The sequence below is a fragment of the Pectobacterium sp. S5 genome, assembly GCF_051707265.1.
In the GTDB taxonomy this organism is placed as follows: Bacteria; Pseudomonadota; Gammaproteobacteria; order Enterobacterales; family Enterobacteriaceae; genus Pectobacterium; species Pectobacterium polare.
The window spans coordinates 321,363-339,340 of the sequence record NZ_JAULSZ010000001.1; the positions used below are offsets into that span (position 1 = coordinate 321,363).

At 50.6% G+C, this 17,978-nt stretch carries 12 protein-coding genes; 5 read left to right on the forward strand and 7 right to left on the reverse strand.

The features are described 5' to 3' along the window. Position 1 precedes the first annotated feature (1 nt). Positions 2 to 2,119, reverse strand: coding sequence for a bifunctional 23S rRNA (guanine(2069)-N(7))-methyltransferase RlmK/23S rRNA (guanine(2445)-N(2))-methyltransferase RlmL (gene rlmKL / locus QWJ20_RS01535; RefSeq protein WP_433991688.1), 2,118 nt, complete (start codon positions 2,117 to 2,119; stop codon positions 2 to 4). A gap of 110 nt (positions 2,120 to 2,229) precedes the next feature. Between rlmKL and QWJ20_RS01540 the strand changes: the two genes are divergently transcribed. Next, on the forward strand, positions 2,230 to 3,333 hold the full coding sequence (locus QWJ20_RS01540; RefSeq protein WP_433991689.1) for a YcbX family protein: 1,104 nt from the start codon (positions 2,230 to 2,232) through the stop codon (positions 3,331 to 3,333). A 169-nt stretch (positions 3,334 to 3,502) separates the two neighbouring features. Here the strand turns inward: QWJ20_RS01540 and QWJ20_RS01545 are convergent, their stop codons facing one another. The 3 genes from QWJ20_RS01545 to pepN form a co-directional block, all read right to left on the reverse strand. After that, the gene (locus QWJ20_RS01545; protein WP_224071938.1) at positions 3,503 to 4,090 is read right to left on the reverse strand and encodes a cell division protein ZapC; all 588 of its coding nucleotides are present in this window, start codon (positions 4,088 to 4,090) and stop codon (positions 3,503 to 3,505) included. Positions 4,091 to 4,291: 201 nt separating this feature from the next. Further along, positions 4,292 to 5,302 (reverse strand): quinone-dependent dihydroorotate dehydrogenase, encoded by a 1,011-nt coding sequence (gene pyrD, locus QWJ20_RS01550; protein ID WP_095699274.1) that lies wholly within the window; start codon positions 5,300 to 5,302, stop codon positions 4,292 to 4,294. A gap of 205 nt (positions 5,303 to 5,507) precedes the next feature. Beyond that, on the reverse strand, positions 5,508 to 8,123 hold the full coding sequence (pepN, locus tag QWJ20_RS01555) for an aminopeptidase N (RefSeq protein ID WP_433991690.1): 2,616 nt from the start codon (positions 8,121 to 8,123) through the stop codon (positions 5,508 to 5,510). A gap of 223 nt (positions 8,124 to 8,346) precedes the next feature. Between pepN and pncB the strand changes: the two genes are divergently transcribed. The 4 genes from pncB to QWJ20_RS01575 all read left to right on the forward strand — a co-directional run bounded on the left by pncB (position 8,347) and on the right by QWJ20_RS01575 (position 14,257). Beyond that, positions 8,347 to 9,552, forward strand: coding sequence for a nicotinate phosphoribosyltransferase (gene pncB / locus QWJ20_RS01560; RefSeq protein ID WP_433991691.1), 1,206 nt, complete (start codon positions 8,347 to 8,349; stop codon positions 9,550 to 9,552). A 392-nt stretch (positions 9,553 to 9,944) separates the two neighbouring features. Further along, positions 9,945 to 11,345, forward strand: a complete 1,401-nt coding sequence (gene asnS, locus QWJ20_RS01565) for an asparagine--tRNA ligase (RefSeq protein WP_039481263.1) — start codon at positions 9,945 to 9,947, stop codon at positions 11,343 to 11,345. A gap of 295 nt (positions 11,346 to 11,640) precedes the next feature. After that, on the forward strand, positions 11,641 to 12,744 hold the full coding sequence (locus tag QWJ20_RS01570; RefSeq protein ID WP_306797354.1) for a porin: 1,104 nt from the start codon (positions 11,641 to 11,643) through the stop codon (positions 12,742 to 12,744). A 322-nt stretch (positions 12,745 to 13,066) separates the two neighbouring features. After that, positions 13,067 to 14,257 (forward strand): amino acid aminotransferase, encoded by a 1,191-nt coding sequence (locus QWJ20_RS01575; RefSeq protein ID WP_095994386.1) that lies wholly within the window; start codon positions 13,067 to 13,069, stop codon positions 14,255 to 14,257. Between the two features lie 98 nt (positions 14,258 to 14,355). Here the strand turns inward: QWJ20_RS01575 and QWJ20_RS01580 are convergent, their stop codons facing one another. The 3 genes from QWJ20_RS01580 to ldtD all read right to left on the reverse strand — a co-directional run bounded on the left by QWJ20_RS01580 (position 14,356) and on the right by ldtD (position 17,549). Then, positions 14,356 to 15,003: an MBL fold metallo-hydrolase gene (locus QWJ20_RS01580; RefSeq protein ID WP_205591273.1), complete on the reverse strand. Its 648-nt coding sequence runs from the start codon at positions 15,001 to 15,003 to the stop codon at positions 14,356 to 14,358. 81 nt (positions 15,004 to 15,084) lie between these two features. Next, positions 15,085 to 15,633, reverse strand: coding sequence for a YcbK family protein (locus QWJ20_RS01585; protein WP_039481274.1), 549 nt, complete (start codon positions 15,631 to 15,633; stop codon positions 15,085 to 15,087). 179 nt (positions 15,634 to 15,812) lie between these two features. Further along, on the reverse strand, positions 15,813 to 17,549 hold the full coding sequence (gene ldtD / locus QWJ20_RS01590) for a L,D-transpeptidase (protein WP_262252397.1): 1,737 nt from the start codon (positions 17,547 to 17,549) through the stop codon (positions 15,813 to 15,815). Between the last annotated feature and the right edge of the window lie 429 nt (positions 17,550 to 17,978).

The following is a 17,978-nucleotide window of genomic DNA, read 5'->3' on the forward strand; positions in this document are numbered from 1 at the left end:
GTTACTTTTCCTCACCGGCATGCGTTAGCAGCCAGCAGTTATGAATTTGACGATTACGGGCAAAATCCTGCGATTGGGTCTGTGCGGTAATTTCTTTGGCGTTCAGCCCCAGCGCAGTCAGACCGGCGGTATCCATCTGGAAGCCGCGTTTATTGTTCGAGAACATGATGGTGCCGCCACGGCGCAACAGACGTTTGAGATCTTTCATCAGCGCCAAATGATCGCGCTGGACATCAAACGACTCTTCCATACGTTTTGAGTTAGAGAAGGTCGGCGGATCAATGAAGATCACATCAAATTGCTCATGACCGTTATGTAACCATGACAGGCAATCTGCTTGGATCAGACGGTGCTGACGCCCAGTCAGGCCATTTACCCGCAGGTTTTTCTCTGCCCATTCCAGATAGGTACGTGACATATCAACGGTGGTCGTTGAACGTGCGCCGCCCAGTCCCGCATGCACACTCGCCGTGCCGGTGTAGGCAAACAGGTTAAGAAAATCTTTGCCACGGCTCATCTCACCCAGCATTTTGCGGGCGATGCGGTGGTCGAGGAATAGGCCGGTATCGAGGTAGTCGGTCAGGTTGACCCACAGCTTGGCACCAAACTCTTCCATCAGCAGGAAGTCGCCTTTCTGCGCCAGTTTCTCGTACTGGTTTTTACCTTTCTGACGTTCACGCGTTTTCAGCACCAAACGGTTCGACGGTAATTCCAGCACGCTCAGCGTCGCGTTGATCACATCAAACAGGCGCTGACGGGCTTTTTGTGCATCAATGGTTTTCGGCGGCGCATACTCTTGTACGACGACCCAACTGCCGTAGCGGTCAACCGCCACATTATATTCAGGCAGATCGGCATCGTAGATGCGATAGCACTCAACCCCCTGCTGCTTCGCCCACTTCTCCAGCTTGCGCAGGTTCTTACGCAGGCGGTTGGCAAAGTCTTCCGCGATTTGCCCCGCAGATTCACTCTGTGTTTCCGCCAGTTGATAATTTTTCTGTACGCAGTCCAGCGGGCCATTTTTCGCTTTGAATTGGCGCTCAGCACGCAGTTGCAGACAGCTCAGCAGTTCCGGCGATGCGCTGAACAGCGAGAGCTGCCAGCCACCAAAGTCGCTTTTCATCTTACGACCCAGCATATTATGCAGGGCGATCAGCGCGGGTTCACTTTCCAGACGCTCACCGTAAGGCGGGTTGCTGACAACCGTACCTTTCGGGCCTTCCGGCAGTGGATTTTTTAGCTGTGCAGCATCTCTCACGTCGAAAGAAATCAGTTCGGCAACGCCTGCGCGACGCGCATTCGCTTTGGCGATCTCGATCACTCGGCGGTCATTATCCGATCCGAAGAAACGCGACGTCGTCGTCTGCAAACCTTGGCTAGCCCGCTGCTGTGCTTCCGTCGTCACCTCTCGCCACAGTTCGGCATCGTGCTTTAACCAGGCGTTAAATCCCCAGTGCGTACGATGCAAGCCGGGCGCGCGATCGGATGCGATCATAGCCGCTTCGATCAGCAAGGTACCGGAACCACACATCGGGTCGACCAGCGGCGTGCCGTTCTGCCAGCCGGAGCGTAAAACAATCGCCGCCGCCAGATTCTCTTTTAGCGGTGCCAGCCCAGCCAGATCGCGGTAACCACGCTGATGTAAGCCGTCGCCGCTTAAATCCAGCGAAACGCTGGCCATATCACGCTGTAAAAAGACGTTAACGCGAATATCCGGCTGCTGTTTCGCCACGTCTGGGCGCTGCCCGGTTTTGCGTGTGAAGCTATCCACAATCGCATCTTTAACTTTTAATGCGCCGTACTGGCTGTTGCGGATATCTTCATTGGTACCGGTAAAATGCACGGCAAAGGTTTTATCGATGCTGAAGATCGTTGACCAGTCAATCGCCTGCACGCCCAGATATAAATCCAGATCGCTGTGTACCTTGAATCCATTCAGCGGCAGCAGAATGCGCGATGCCAGACGGCTCCACAGCAGGCTCTGGTACAGCAGGCGGTTGTCACCCTCAAAATGGACACCGCCCTGCACAACCGCACAGGACTGCGCACCCAATGATTCGAGTTCGCTTTTTAATAACTCTTCCAATCCCCGCGCCGTACTGGCAAACAAAGCATTCATGTCGTCACTATCACCAAAAAATAGATTCATAAAAGAAATTGAGGCGCATTATAGCTAATCCGAGACGCTTGTCATAAAGTTGCCGTTTTAGTTTGGCAAGGAACAGGTCAGTGATTGGCGTAACGCGGCTTTATATTCATCCGGTAAAATCGATGCGGGGGCTACAACTCTCCCACGCAATGGCGTCTGTCAGCGGTTTGGCGAACGATCGTGCCTTCATGATTACCGAATCGGATGGCACATTTATTACTGCCCGCCAGTATCCGCAAATGGTGCTATTTACCCCCGCCTTGTTACCCGATGGACTGTTTATTGCCGCGCCGGATGGTCAAACGGCCACTATCCGTTTTGCCGACTTCACCGAAACACCTCAGCCGACAGAAGTCTGGGGGACGCACTTTACGGCACTCGTCGCCCCTGAAGCCATTAATGTCTGGTTAAGCCACTATTTTCAGCGTGCCGTACAGCTTCGCTGGGTGGGCAATGAGCCATCGCGGCGAGTTAAGCATTATCCAGACGTTCCTCTGGCCTTTGCCGACGGCTATCCGTTTCTGTTAATTAATGATGCCTCATTTCAGGCGCTACGCCAGCGCTGTTCCGCCGGCATCAAAATCGAACAGTTTCGCCCCAATTTGGTCGTAACGGGCGCGGAAGCCTTTGCCGAAGACAGTTGGAAGACCATTCGGATTGGCGAGGTTATTTTTGACGTCGTCAAACCCTGTAGCCGCTGCATTTTCACCACCGTCAGCATCGAACGTGGCCGTAAGCATCCGTCAGGAGAACCACTGGCAACGCTGCAATCTTTCCGTACCGCCGAGAACGGCGACGTTGATTTTGGGCAAAATTTGGTCGCCAGAAATACGGGTATCATTCGCGTAGGCGATACATTGGAAGTGTTAGCAACCAAACCGCCACGTCCTTATGGTTCTGGTCAGGTGGTCGAAAGCCTTGTGGTTCCCGAAAAAAGCGAACAGGCCGTCACTATCCACTATCAGGGAAAATCGTTACAAGGGAACAATCAGCAGATTTTACTGGAACAGTTGGAGCAACAGGGTATTCGAATCCCCTATTCTTGTCGGGCAGGATTGTGCGGTTGCTGTAAATTGACCTTAGTCAGCGGAGAGGTTTCCGCACTGAAGCAAAGCGCCGTCAGAGAAAACGGCGAAATTCTTACCTGTAGCTGTATTCCACAGAGTGACGTTCATCTGCAATAGTCGAAGAAAATGCAGTTTGAAGTCTGATTAATCTATACCCTAAATAATTCGAGTTGCAGGAAGGCGGCAAGAGAGGGAATCCCGATGAGCTTACTCGAGTAAGTGATTCGGGTGAGTGAACGCAGCCAACGCGCATGCAGCTTGAAGAATGACGGATATATGACGAGGTTTAGACGACCTTGGCGTACTCAAATGCCGACGTGCCTTCACCCAACGTGGTTTCCCACTCAGCCCTATTCTGAACGACGGCAGGCATGAGTCTGTCGTGCATGATTTTTATGGCGTCGCCCAGCCCCATGGTTTTTCCACTTAATGACAGTTGTTCTTGCGCCAGCAAACAGAGGCAAGCTTTATCCCCGGCTTCCGCCACCAGGAAACAGGCCATTTCATGGGTTTCCGTGAGCTGTACTTGTACAACATCACCCGCCTGCGGCGAATACATTACGGCATCCGGCTGTTGGATGAAGTGCCAGCTTTTTGGCATAAGCGGTTTTAGGAACCGGCTTGCGACCAGTGCATTCAAAACTAATTCGCCTTGGAGGTCACGATGCAGTGCCGCTTTCTGACATTTATCGTTATAGGTAAAAAATAGCGCGGCATCGTCAACACAAAATGCACATTCATTGAATGCATCCGGCGTTAGCATTTTAGACGGAAAACGAGAACGGAATAACATGCCGTTAGCCAAATCCAACATCAGGCGGTCGTGTTCGGTATCAAAATACCAGCGCCAGTTATCGTCAGGTTTTAGCTTCATATTATTTACCCTTCGCCTTCACAGTAGAAATATCAGAAATGGCTGATTGTGTTTTCTCACATCACAATAATCGTTCATCGTCACAAACATTGCGGCAAGAAGATCAGTCATCGGTTGATAGATTATTTACGCAAACGGATAAAATATAGACTAGCCGGGGGGATAAATAAACCCCCAGCTAAAAATGAAAGGCATTTCGGATTAAATATGTGTAACGATATCTTTAATCAGGCGAGGACCATGGAAAATAAAGCCTGAATATATCTGTACCAGCGACGCGCCAGCTTCCATTTTTTCGCGTGCGGCGACCAAAGAATCAATTCCGCCAACGCCAATAATCGGCAAACGTCCCGCTAATTCCTGTGACAAACGGCGGATAATTTCCGTGCTGCTTGTCTGCAACGGACGTCCACTTAATCCTCCCGTTTGCCCACAGTGGTTTAACCCCTGAATCAGTTTTCTGTCGAGTGTCGTATTGGTGGCAATCACGCCGTCGATGTTATGGCGAACCAAACTGTCGGCAATTTGGATCAATTCTTCTTCAGAAAGATCCGGCGCGATCTTTACCGCCACGGGAACATATTTCTGATGCTTATCTTTTAATTCTGTCTGCTTGTTCTTTATCGCCAACAAAAGATCGTCCAGCGCTTCACCATATTGCAGGCTGCGTAATCCCGGCGTATTCGGTGACGAAATGTTGATCGCGATATAGCCTGCGTGAGGATAGACCTTATCCATACAGATCAAATAATCGTCTTTACCTTGCTCAACCGGCGTATCTTTATTCTTGCCGATGTTGATCCCTAATACACCGCCAAAACGTGTTTTCTTTACATTCTCGACCAGATAATCCACGCCTTTATTATTGAAACCCATCCGGTTGATCAATCCTTCCGCTTCCACTACGCGGAATAATCTCGGTTTGTCATTACCGGATTGTGGACGCGGCGTTACCGTCCCCACTTCAATAAAACCAAATCCCATTGCGCCTAACGCATCAATACATTCACCGTCTTTATCTAATCCCGCCGCCAGACCGAGTGGATTTTTAAAAGATAATCCCATGCAGGTAACGGGTTTAGTCGGAACGGATTGGCGGACGAGAAATTCAAAAGGCGTGTTGGTAATACGGCGTAATTGTTGGAAGGTCAGCTCATGTGCTCGCTCTGGATCGAGCTGAAACAGGGCTTTTTTGATAACGGGATAGAACATATTGTCTCCTGAGATCCCTATCGCAAAGGTATCTTGCTTACGCTGGAAGTAAGCAATAGTGGATTACGGTTTAACTCACGGTCGGTGATGGTAATTCCATCTTTGCGGAAAGTAAAACGTTTGCGGGAACCGGAGATCGTGATGCGGGAATTATCGCCACACGCGGCAGGATACCGCGTGTGGCTGTACTAATCGCGTGGCAGGATTAGTCTTGCAGTGCCTTGCTGATTTTCTCGAACAGATCGCCAGACAGATTTTCCAACGTCTTCAGTTGCTCCAGCGCCTGACGCATTTGCGCCTGACGTTTAGCATCATAGCGTTTCAGACGGATCAACGGTTCGATCACCCGCGCCGCGACCTGCGGGTTACGGGTGTTCAAGTCGCTCAGGATCTCCGTCAGGAAGCGATAACCGCTACCGTCTTCAGCATGGAACGCCGACGGATTAGCGGCCGCAAACGCTCCCACCAGCGAACGCAGGCGGTTAGGGTTGTTCAGGCTGAATGAACGATGTTGCAGCAGCTCACGCACGCGGGTCAGCACATCGGCTGCCGGGCTGGTGGCTTGCAGCACAAACCATTTATCCATGACCAGGCCATCCTGATGCCAGCGATTATCAAACTGCGTCAGCAGGTCATCACGCACCGGCAGTTGAGCCTCAACCGCCGCCGACAGCGCCGCCAACGAATCAGTCATGTTATCCGCCTGACGGAACTGCGCTTGCACCAGTTTATCCGCCTGATCGGCATCGTTGAATGCCAGATAATGCAGGCAGACGTTGCGCAGCGCGCGTTTACCCATATCTGCGTGTTCGATACGATATTGCGGCGCGTGATTCGCGTGGTATACCGCCAGCCACTCATCCGCCATCTCTTTCGCCATCGTACGCGTCATACTCTCACGCACGGCAGCGATCGCCGTCGGATCGATGATGTCAAACAGCTCGGCAATCTCATTTTCGCTCGGCAATGTCAGAATCTGAGACGCCAGCATCGGATCCAGCTTTTCATCCAGCAACACGCCACGGAAAGCATCCACAACATGCATCGGCACGGAAAGCGGCTGTTTCTGCTGATAGCGGGAAACGTTCAGACGGATATAGTTAGCCAGCAGGCTTTGTGCTGCATCCCAACGCGAGAACGCATTGCTGGCGTGGCGCATCAGGAACGTCAGCTGTTCATCGCTCCAGGCATAGTTCAGTTTTACCGGTGCAGAGAACTCACGTAATAAAGAAGGAATCGGGCGGCAAGGTACCTGATCGAAAATGAACGTCTGTTCAGATTCGGTCACATTAAGCACCGACGCCAACAGTTGGCCGTCTTTTTGTAGCGGAATGACCTGCCCTTGCAGATCGTACAGTTCAATATCCAACGGAATGTGCAGCGGCAGCTTCGGCTGTTTATCGGCACCGACTGGCGTCGTTTGGCTAACACTCAGCAGATATTGTTGCGTCTGCGGATCGTAATCATCACGCACAGTCAGCACCGGCGTACCCGATTGGCTGTACCAGCGGCGGAACTGTGTGAGATCGACACCGGAAGCATCTTCCATCGCCAGCACAAAGTCATCACAGGTCGCTGCGCTGCCATCGTGACGCTCAAAATACAGACGAATACCGGCCTGGAAGCCTTCTTCACCTAGTAAGGTGTGCATCATGCGGATCACTTCCGATCCCTTTTCATAGACCGTCAGCGTGTAGAAGTTGTTCATCTCGATCACCTGATCGGGACGAATCGGATGCGACATCGGGCTGGCATCTTCAGCAAACTGCGCACCGCGCATCACACGCACATTATCAATACGGTTCACCGGGCGCGAACCCAAATCGGAGCTGAACTCCTGATCGCGGAACACCGTCAGCCCTTCTTTCAGGCTAAGCTGGAACCAATCGCGGCAGGTGACGCGGTTGCCTGTCCAGTTGTGGAAATATTCATGGCCGATCACCGCTTCAATATTCAGATAGTCTTTATCCGTCGCAGTTTCTGCCTTGGCCAGCACGTATTTAGAGTTGAATACGTTCAGCCCTTTGTTTTCCATCGCCCCCATATTGAAGAAATCAACGGCGACGATCATATAGATGTCGAGATCGTATTCCAGACCGAAACGCTCTTCGTCCCACTTCATCGAATTCTTCAGCGAGGTCATCGCCCAGCCAGCACGATCGAGGTTGCCACGGTCAACATACAGTTCCAGCGCCACATCGCGACCAGAACGTGTCGTAAAGCGATCCTGAAGGACATCAAAATCTCCGGCAACCAGCGCGAACAGATAAGCCGGTTTCGGGAAGGGATCCTGCCATTCAATCCAGTGGCGGCCGCCTTCCAGCTCTCTTTGCGCGATACGATTGCCGTTAGAGAGTAAATAAGGATAGCGAGCTTTATCCGCTATGATGCGCGTCGTGAATTTCGCCAGCACGTCCGGTCGGTCGAGATAATAGGTAATGTGGCGGAATCCTTCGGCCTCACACTGCGTACAGAGCGCATCGCCAGAAAGATATAGCCCTTCCAGCGCGCTATTGGCGGCGGGATTGATTTCCGTTTCGATGCTGAGCGTGAAACGTGCAGGTAATTGCGTCAGAATCAGGCCATCGTCCTGTTGCTGGTAATCTGTCCAAGGCTGACCATCGACGCTCAGGCTAATCAGTTTCAGCCCTTCGCCATCCAGCTTCAACGGCGCGCCAGCGTCCCCCTGCAACACCACCTGACTAACGGCTTTTACGTGAGTTTTTTCAGCATGGAGATCGAAATCCAGTGCAATGTCGGTAATGGTGTAATCCGGCGCACGGTAGTCATGGCGATATTTTATTTGCGGCTGTTGATTCATATAAAGTTTCCACCTCGTCATAAGCATCAAAGATCAAGTCTAAGCCTGTTATCTTAATGTTACCACGACAAAATAATGAGGATAATCATCGTACCGCGGTTCACTCCCGCACGTCTCGCTATGTTGTCGTAATGTAATAAACGGATAATCAAGGTATACTGACCGAACATTGCTGATTGTCCCAATGGTGGATAGGCATCTTACAAGGATGCTGTAACGCATTATGACTTTGCACACTTCCCCGATTCTGCACTCATTGCTGGATACCGATGCCTACAAGCTGCACATGCAACAGGCGGTGTATCATCATTATTATGATGTCGACGTTGCGGCTGAATTTCGCTGTCGCGGTGATGAGTTATTAGGCGTTTACGCTGATGAGATAGCCCATCAGGTCGATCTGATGCGTTTCTTGTCATTAAGTGACGATGAGTTCACCTATCTTTCTTCTCTGCCGTTCTTTAAGCCGGATTATCTCCACTGGCTGCGGGACTTCCGTTTTAATCCGCAGCAGGTTTCGATCAAGAATCATGCTGGCAAGCTGGATATCCGCATCACCGGGCCATGGCGTGAAGTGATTTTGTGGGAAGTTCCCTTGCTGGCCGTGATCAGTGAAGTCGTGCATCGCGATCGCTCGCCCGACGTCACGACTGAGCAGGCGCTCACCCAGCTGTATGCCTCGCTGGAAAGCTTCCGCCAGAACAGCGCTAATGTGGATCTCAGTCGGTTTAAGCTGATGGATTTCGGCACACGTCGACGTTTCTCGCGTGATGTCCAGCAGACGATTGTTACGACGCTGCGAGCCGACTTCCCTTATCTCATCGGCACCAGCAACTACGATCTGGCACGCCGTTTGGATATTACACCTGTCGGCACGCAGGCACATGAGTGGTTTCAGGCGCATCAGCAGATTAGTCCGACGCTGGCAAACAGCCAGCGCGCCGCGCTACAAATGTGGCTACGTGAATATCCCACGCATTTGGGCATTGCATTGACCGATTGCATCACAATGGATGCCTTCCTGCGCGATTTCGATTTGCCGTTCGCCGAAGCCTATCAGGGGCTGCGCCACGACTCTGGCGATCCGGTCGATTGGGGCGAAAAAGCCATTGCGCATTATCAGCGCCTGAACATCGATCCGATGAGCAAAACGCTGGTCTTCTCCGACAACCTAAATCTGGATAAAGCGCTGACGCTGTACCGTCATTTCGGACAGCGCGTGAATCTGGTATTTGGTATCGGCACGCGCCTGACGTGTGATATCCCTGGCGTAAAACCGCTGAATATCGTCATCAAACTGGTGGAATGCAACGGCAAGCCGGTGGCAAAGCTCTCCGATAGCCCGGGTAAAACCATCTGCCAAGATCAGAACTTCGTGTGTGAGTTGCGCAAAGCGTTTGACTTGCCCCGCGTGAAAAAGGCCAGTTGAAACGTCCCCACTATCCCCTAATACCCTAAATAATTCGAGTTTCAGGCAGGCGGCAAGAGAAGGAATCCCGATGAGCTTACTCAGGTAAGTGATTCGGGTGACAAATCTGCCGGGAGCAGATTTGAACGCTGCTTGCAGCGGCCCTTCAGGGCGAGGCCCACGATGGGCCGAGTATTTGAGCACTGCCAACGCACATGCAACTTGAAGGATGACGGGTATTGACCAACTTTGCAGCAGATTCACCAGTATGAGCGAAAACTTCGCGCCATTCCGGTGATTTCTGCTTGTGTCCTGTTGCATCGCAAGTAACATAGCAAATGGCTCGGATTGGGCCATTTGGCGTTTTAACCACGATATTTTTCTTAAACACGATTAATTAAAGAGAGAATTTTATGAGCGTAGTGCCTGTAGTCGATGTACTGCAAGGCCGTGTCGCCGTTGACAGCGAAGTCACCGTGCGCGGCTGGGTACGTACCCGGAGAGATTCTAAAGCCGGTATCTCCTTTATCGCCGTTTATGACGGCTCCTGCTTTAATCCATTACAGGCTGTCGTTAATAATAATCTCTCCAATTATCAGGATGACGTACTGCGCCTGACTACTGGCTGCTCCGTTGAAATCACCGGTAACGTCGTCGCGTCTCCGGGTGAAGGCCAGAGCTTCGAACTGCAAGCCACCAACGTCAATGTTGTCGGCTGGGTTGACGATCCCGATACCTACCCGATGGCGGCAAAGCGTCACAGCATCGAATACCTGCGTGAAGTAGCGCATTTGCGTCCGCGTACGAATCTGATCGGTGCCGTTGCGCGCGTTCGCCATACGCTGGCGCAGGCGATTCACCGCTTCTTCCACGAGAACGGTTACTTCTGGGTATCAACCCCGCTGATTACCGCATCCGATACCGAAGGCGCGGGTGAAATGTTCCGCGTTTCTACTCTCGACCTAGAAAACCTGCCGCGTACCGAACAAGGTAAAGTGGATTTCAGCGAAGATTTCTTCGGTAAAGAAGCGTTCCTGACCGTATCCGGCCAGTTGAATGGCGAAACCTACGCCTGTGCGCTGTCCAACGTCTATACCTTTGGCCCAACGTTCCGTGCGGAAAACTCTAACACCAGCCGCCATCTGGCTGAGTTTTGGATGATCGAACCGGAAGTCGCTTTCGCCTCTTTGGATGACGTCGCGGCGTTGGCCGAAAACCTGCTGAAATATGTTTTCCAGGCCGTCCTGAACGAACGTGCCGATGATATGGCGTTCTTTGCTGAGCGCGTTGATAAAGAAGCCATCACTCGACTGGAGAAATTCGTCAGTTCCGATTTCGCACAAGTGGATTACACCGATGCCGTCGAGATCCTGCTGAATTGCGGACAGCAATTCGAGAACCCAGTTTACTGGGGCGTTGACCTCTCCTCCGAACACGAGCGTTATCTAGCGGAGCAACACTTCAAAGCACCGGTTGTCGTTAAAAACTACCCGAAAGACATCAAAGCCTTCTACATGCGCATGAATGAAGACGGTAAGACCGTTGCCGCAATGGATGTTCTGGCGCCGGGAATTGGTGAAATCATCGGTGGCTCTCAGCGTGAAGAGCGTCTGGCGCAGTTGGATAGCCGTCTGGAAGAGATGGGACTGAATAAAGAAGACTACTGGTGGTATCGTGATTTACGTCGTTACGGCACCATTCCACATTCCGGTTTCGGTTTAGGTTTTGAACGATTGATTGCCTATGTTACCGGTGTACAAAATGTGCGCGATGTTATTCCTTTCCCACGCACACCACGGAACGCCAGTTTCTAAATAAAAATTTAATATAAGTAAAACAAATATGTAGAAAAGAAGAGTCGGGTTTCCCGGCTCTTTTTTTTTAATTTTTGTTATGTCTCACAAAGTTCCCTGAATTTTACATTTAGACACACATTATTTCCATTTGTTACTCGATTACGAACTTTGTAGCATCTTTAGGGTGGATTAACTGGCGAGTGAATGGAAAACTGCGTTCAGACACAGGAAGACACCAAACTTTCAGGAATAGTTCCGTAAAGAATTATTTATGGCAGTGGCAGGTGTCTAAATAACACCAATGAGGGTAATAATGATGAAACGCAACATTCTTGCAGTAGTAATCCCAGCTCTGTTAGTCGCGGGCACAGCCAACGCAGCAGAAATCTATAATAAAGATGCTAACAAGCTGGATCTGACTGGTCGTGTACACGCTGGCTATACTTTCAATAACCAGAGTGATGAAAATGCAGACAACACCTATGCGCGTCTAGGCTTTAAAGGCCAGACTCAAATCACCAGCGACCTGACTGGCTATGGTACTTTTGAATATCAGTTTGATGCTAACAAAACTGAAAGTCGTAACGGTAATGCGGGCAAAACTCGTAAAGCATTTGCCGGTCTGAAATTTGGTGACTTCGGTTCTTTCGACTACGGTCGTAACACAGGTGTAGCTTACAACGGTATGGCTTACACCGACGTTCTGCCAGAAAACGGCGGCGACAGCAGCATCACTGATACCCTGACTGGCCGTATCGGTAACGCAGCAACCTTCAACACTACCAACTTCTTTGGTCTGGTTGATGGTTTAGGTTTCGGTCTGCAATACGTTGCTAAAGACGATGAACAAGGTACTAACGCCACCACAGGTTTGCCAGTTTCAGTTGATCGACTGGACCGTCAACACGGTGATGCGTGGGCAACCTCCCTGTCTTATGATACCGATTTCGGCGTAGGTGCAGTTGCATCTTACGGTTCGTATGACCGTACCCAAACTCAGCAAGCTGCTGCTGGCGCTAAAGGCGATCGCGCTGACGTATGGTCAACTGGTCTGAAATACGACGCTAACAATATCTATGTTGCAGCAACTTACGGTGAAGCTCGCAATTTCTTCTTGACCAGCAGCAATGATGGCAGAATTGCTGACGAAAGCAAAATCTTCGAAGTGGTTGCACAGTACAACTTTGATTTTGGCTTGACTCCAACTATTGCTTACGTATCTCGTAAAGACAAAATTGATAACGTCGCAAACGACTATGCCGTTAAATACGCAAGCATCGGCGGTACTTACGCATTCAACAAAAATTTCTCTACCTATGTTGAGTACGATATCAACCTGCTTGATAAAGACCAGAATAAAGCATTCAGCCAAGAAAACGGCGATATCGTGAACGTGGGTGTTGTTTACCAGTTCTAAGTTGCCTCAGCATAACGTAACGAGTTAATCGTTCGTATTGCATGAAAAGACAGAGCCTCGGCTCTGTCTTTTTTATTGAAAGCCCGATAGCACACCATTTTTACGAGCAATCGCCTGCAACGTTGAAAAACGCTCTCCCGCATTTTCTGTTTCTGCTTTACGCCACGCTGCGCCAATTATTCTCGCCTAACCAGTCTTTTATTTCGTCTCTCTCGTTCTCCCTGTTATTTCCCTTTCTTTTTGACATCAACGGTTGGCAAAGCCTTTTACTGACGGTACTCTGAGAATTCTTATTTCATCTCAGTTATGGAACATTCTGGCAATGTTTGAAAATATCTCTGCCGCACCGGCCGATCCTATTCTCGGGCTGACCGATCTTTTCCGCGCCGATGACCGCGCGAATAAAATCAATCTGGGTATTGGTGTCTATAAAGATGAAACCGGTAAAACTCCGGTTCTGACCAGCGTAAAAAAAGCAGAACACTATCTGCTGGAAAATGAAACCACCAAAAATTATCTGGGCATTGACGGTCTGCCAGCATTCGGTCAGTGCACACAGGAGCTGTTGTTTGGCAAGCAGAATGCCATCATTGCCGACAAACGTGCCCGCACGGCGCAAACGCCAGGCGGAACAGGTGCGTTGCGCGTAGCCGCTGATTTCATTGCAAATCAAACGTCTGCAAAACGCATTTGGATCAGCAACCCAACCTGGCCAAATCACAACAACGTCTTCTCTGCTGTCGGTTTGGAAGTTTGCCAGTACGACTACTACGATGCTGCAAACCACGCGCTGGATTTTGATGGCCTGCTGAACAGCCTGAATGCCGCACAAGCCGGTGACGTGGTACTGTTCCACGGCTGTTGCCACAACCCAACCGGTATCGATCCTACCGCTGAGCAGTGGGCTACATTGGCCGAACTGTCAGTAGCAAAAGGCTGGCTGCCACTGTTTGACTTCGCCTATCAGGGCTTTGCTCGTGGGCTCGAAGAAGATGCGGAAGGCCTGCGTCTCTTCGCCGCGAAGCACGATGAACTGATCGTATGCAGCTCGTACTCTAAAAACTTCGGTTTGTACAATGAGCGCGTCGGTGCTTGCACGCTGGTTGCTGCAGATGCCGCAACGGCAGACACCGCATTCAGCCAGGTGAAAGCGGCTATTCGCGCAAACTACTCCAACCCACCGTCACACGGCGCGACCGTTGTTGCGACCATTCTGGGCAACGATGCACTGAAAGCCGTCTGGGAACAGGAATTGACGGCGATGCGTGAGCGTATTCAACGCATGCGTCAGCTGTTCGTGAATACCTTGCAGGAAAAAGGGGCAAATCAGGATTTCTCCTTCATCATCAACCAGAATGGGATGTTCTCATTCAGTGGTTTGACCAAAGAGCAGGTTCTGCGTCTGCGTGATGAATTCGGCGTTTACGCGGTGAATTCTGGCCGTATCAACGTTGCAGGAATGACGCCGGAAAACATGGCTCCACTCTGCGAAGCGATTGTTGCCGTACTCTGATCGTTCTGCGATTAAAAAAGCCGACACACTGTGTCGGCTTTTTCATTTCTGTCTTTTATTGATAAATTTCTGCCCTTTATTGATAAAAAGAACAGAAACTACCAAATCGCGGCATCTTCACGCAGGAAAGGGTTGGTCTTGCGTTCATGTCCTAAGGTCGACATCGGGCCATGTCCTGGAATAAACGTCACATCGTCACCCAGCGGCAGCAGCTTATTTTTGATAGACGCAATCAACGCCTGATGATCCCCCTGTGGGAAATCGGTACGCCCTACGCCGCCGTTAAAAATAACATCGCCCACCTGTGCCAACCGCGATTCTGCATCAAAGAAAACAATGTGGCCCGGTGTATGGCCTGGACAGTGGAAAACCGCCAGCGTTGTCTCGCCCACGCTAACCTCATCACCTTCCTGTAACCAACGCGATGGCGTCAGCGGAGCACATTCTTCCAGACCAAACATCCGGCTCTGTGCCGGCAGCCCTTCCAGCCAGAACGCGTCTTCAATTTGCGGGCCAATAATTACGACCTGATAGTGCTCGGCCAATTCCGCCGCTGCACCCACATGATCCAGATGGCCGTGCGTCAATAGAATCTGCTTAACTGAAATGCCTGCATCCGCGACGGCACGTTTGATTTTTTCTGCATCGCCACCGGGATCGACAATCGCCGCTTCATTCGTTTTTTCACACCATAACAACGTACAGTTCTGGCTAAATGCCGTCACCGGGACAATTTGATATTTCATATCACTCCATGTTGAATAAACTGAGCGGTTCGCTCTGCATAACGAACCGTATCAGGAAAAATTTAGCGCTGCGGTAGCGAATTACCAGGTGCGAACGGGGCCAGTATCGATGTGAACGAAATCACTGCGTGGGTAATAGCCAACGCCGCCGGCACGCATTTTCATCGCCGCTTTACGAATGTTAGCGAGTTGAACGCCTTCAATATGGAAATCCATCGCCTGCCCTTTCGTGTGGTAGCTCTGCTTTGCTACACCTCTGCTATGCGCACGTAATTCGTTATTCGTATCTATCGCGCGATAACCAGAAATCAGCTGTACGGGCTTGTTGGTGCCCAACATGACCTGTAAGCGATAGAGCTGATCGAAAAGTTGAGGATCAATCGTTTTGACTTTATTGGCGCGATAGTCGCGGAAAAAGTGATTCAGGCGGGAAAGTTCTGACTTATTATACCGTTTGCCATCAAAGAATTCCGTTTTCAGCAGCTCTCCGGTATTCAGATTGTTCAGCGTCAAAATTCGTGGTCGGGGTGTAGATAACGTCGCAAATGCCTGACCGGGAAGCAGTGCGATACCCAACGCGGCACCACCCAGTGCAAGCCACTTACGGCGATGATTGTCAATGTGATCCATAGAACAAGTACCCTGGCTAAAGAACGGTATAAAAGGAGGCACAAAACGTGCCGCCTTGAACCTTAACTGCCAGAGAAAAGTGAGTCAACCCGCTTTGCTTACGGGTTTGCGGGAGATCGCATCGATCCCCCGCAAAAACGATAAAATACCGATACCGCTAATGCCCGTGTTTTCAATACTTACTGAAGCAACAGCCCTGCTCTGGACAGCACTTTCGTCCCGGCACGAGCGGTGTCATCATAATTGTAAATATCTGTTCGGAACTGTGGTCTGCCATCTTCGGCCACCCACGCGGTCAGGTAATAGAGGTTGACCGGAATCCGATGTTTCATCGACACGAAGGTGGTATTTCCCTGATCCAGTGTGGAAGAAATACGACTATTATTCCATCCCGCATCCTGCAATAGCATGCTAGCCAGTTCCGATGCCTTATTAACTCGCACGCAGCCGGAGCTCAGCGCCCGGATATCACGCTGGAACAGATTGTGATTAGGCGTGTCGTGCAGATAAATCGCTTCTGAATTCGGCATATTAAATTTGTAGCGTCCCAGCGAGTTATTCGCACCTGGGGCCTGACGCAGGCGATAGGGGAAACGCTCTGCTGAGACCATCGGCCAATCGATCATGGAAGGATCGATCGCTTCAGCATCCTGACTCCAGCCGGACAACACCGTGTAGCCATGGCGCTGTAGATAACCGGGATCGCGCACCACTTTAGGAATGATGTCCTGCCGAGTCAGCGTCGTAGGAACATTCCACGGCGGGTTGACCACGACGTTATACAGCGAGCTGCTCATCAATGGCGTTTTGCGTTTAGGCTGCCCGACAATCACGCGCGATGATAAGCGCTCAGCGCCATCTTGATAATAGATCAGTGAATAATTGGGGATGTTCACCATGATACCGGTGTGAACATTGTCCGGTAACAGACGCAGACGCTGGATATTCAGCGCCAGCAGCGTTGCGCGCATTTGCGGGGACACATTGAGCCAATCGCGCGTACGCTTACCAATAACGCCATCACCCTCCAGCCCTTGCCAATGCTGGAAGCGTTTAACCGCGTCAACCAGTTCGCCAGTATAACGATCGTCGATAGCAGCGCCCTCGACCTGCGGAGCCTGTCCTGTCGATACTGTCGTCGCTGCGGTATTTTCGTTAAATAGCGTAATGCTCTCCGTTGAAGACAGCATGCCAGTACGTTGCAGAATTTCACGCAGTACCGCCAGTTCCCGACTTTGTTGTTCCGGGCGCAGAGACTCCGCCAGATTCAGGCTCGGCCACGGGCGATTGTCCGTCAGCATTGTCTTCAGCGCTTCATGCATTTTGGCGTATTGCGAATGCTGGGGTGCCAGCGAAACGACATAAGCCGCGCTGGTGCCGGATTTCACGGCCTGTTGCCATTGCGTAACGATATTGAGCGCTGGCGATTGCAGACGGTAAGGCACGCTGCTGTACAGCCAGTCGTTACCGCTGCGTTCTACACCCGAGACGAACTGCAAATAGCCCAGCATCGCATCCGATAGCACAGCATCACGCGCAAATCCGGTCAATTGCGGATCGGTCAGCCAGGTTACCCATGTAGTGAACTGCGGCTGTACGCCAGCTATCGCCAATTCGGCCAGCTGTTGTTGAAACTGTTGAACCGCACGGTTATCTGCCCACATAGGTTGCATCTGATGTTGGGCATAAAGCGATGATAAATCAGAGAGATAATGTAACGACATACCGTGCGGCAGAGCAGCCAGAAGCCCTGCACGGCTATTTTCTACAGACACCACGCCCGAGCTTTGCGATAAGCCGGATACCACCGTCGGAGATGCTGCCAGCACCGAAAACGAAGGAGACAGGCTTCCGACCCAAATACAACCCACGCGTAACAGCAGCCTGACCATTTTTCGTTTATGTAACAACAACATCCATTTATCCCCTGTACTCATTAATCACTATGCTTTCACGATAATCCACGTTGGATATGGAAATAACAAACCGAATTCGCTCGTATACGGTCATACTGGCGTAAGCACATTCTTTAGGTTTTCTTATGTAGAAAATGAGAAAGAATGAAATATGATCATTTTTATATAGCGCCCGTTATTACGGTACGCCACCTTGCAACATAAACCGCAAATCCTTCTACGGTCTGTAATCGTTTCATCGTCAGTATATAAAGAGAAAAATATTTTTGCTTCTTCTTCTGGTTATTATCTTACGCGTTTGATGAAGCTATTCGTATTCAACATTCCCTTTACGCAACGCTTTACGAAAAAAATAAAGCCGCTTAAAAAAGCGGCTTTATCATTATAGAGGAAAATAGCGGCAAGGTTTACAACGATAAAATTTACCGC

Bases quoted from the DNA above. Each gene is read 5' to 3' on its own strand.
- QWJ20_RS01545 (WP_224071938.1), bottom strand. From the start codon at position 4,090: ATGAAGCTAAAACCTGACGATAACTGGCGCTGGTATTTTGATACCGAA.
- ldtD (WP_262252397.1), bottom strand. From the start codon at position 17,549: ATGTTGTTGTTACATAAACGAAAAATGGTCAGGCTGCTGTTACGCGTG.
- QWJ20_RS01585 (WP_039481274.1), bottom strand. From the start codon at position 15,633: ATGGATCACATTGACAATCATCGCCGTAAGTGGCTTGCACTGGGTGGT.
- asnS (WP_039481263.1), top strand. From the start codon at position 9,945: ATGAGCGTAGTGCCTGTAGTCGATGTACTGCAAGGCCGTGTCGCCGTT.
- QWJ20_RS01570 (WP_306797354.1), top strand. From the start codon at position 11,641: ATGATGAAACGCAACATTCTTGCAGTAGTAATCCCAGCTCTGTTAGTC.
- QWJ20_RS01580 (WP_205591273.1), bottom strand. From the start codon at position 15,003: ATGAAATATCAAATTGTCCCGGTGACGGCATTTAGCCAGAACTGTACG.
- pepN (WP_433991690.1), bottom strand. From the start codon at position 8,123: ATGAATCAACAGCCGCAAATAAAATATCGCCATGACTACCGTGCGCCG.
- pncB (WP_433991691.1), top strand. From the start codon at position 8,347: ATGACTTTGCACACTTCCCCGATTCTGCACTCATTGCTGGATACCGAT.
- QWJ20_RS01575 (WP_095994386.1), top strand. From the start codon at position 13,067: ATGTTTGAAAATATCTCTGCCGCACCGGCCGATCCTATTCTCGGGCTG.
- pyrD (WP_095699274.1), bottom strand. From the start codon at position 5,302: ATGTTCTATCCCGTTATCAAAAAAGCCCTGTTTCAGCTCGATCCAGAG.
- rlmKL (WP_433991688.1), bottom strand. From the start codon at position 2,119: ATGAATGCTTTGTTTGCCAGTACGGCGCGGGGATTGGAAGAGTTATTA.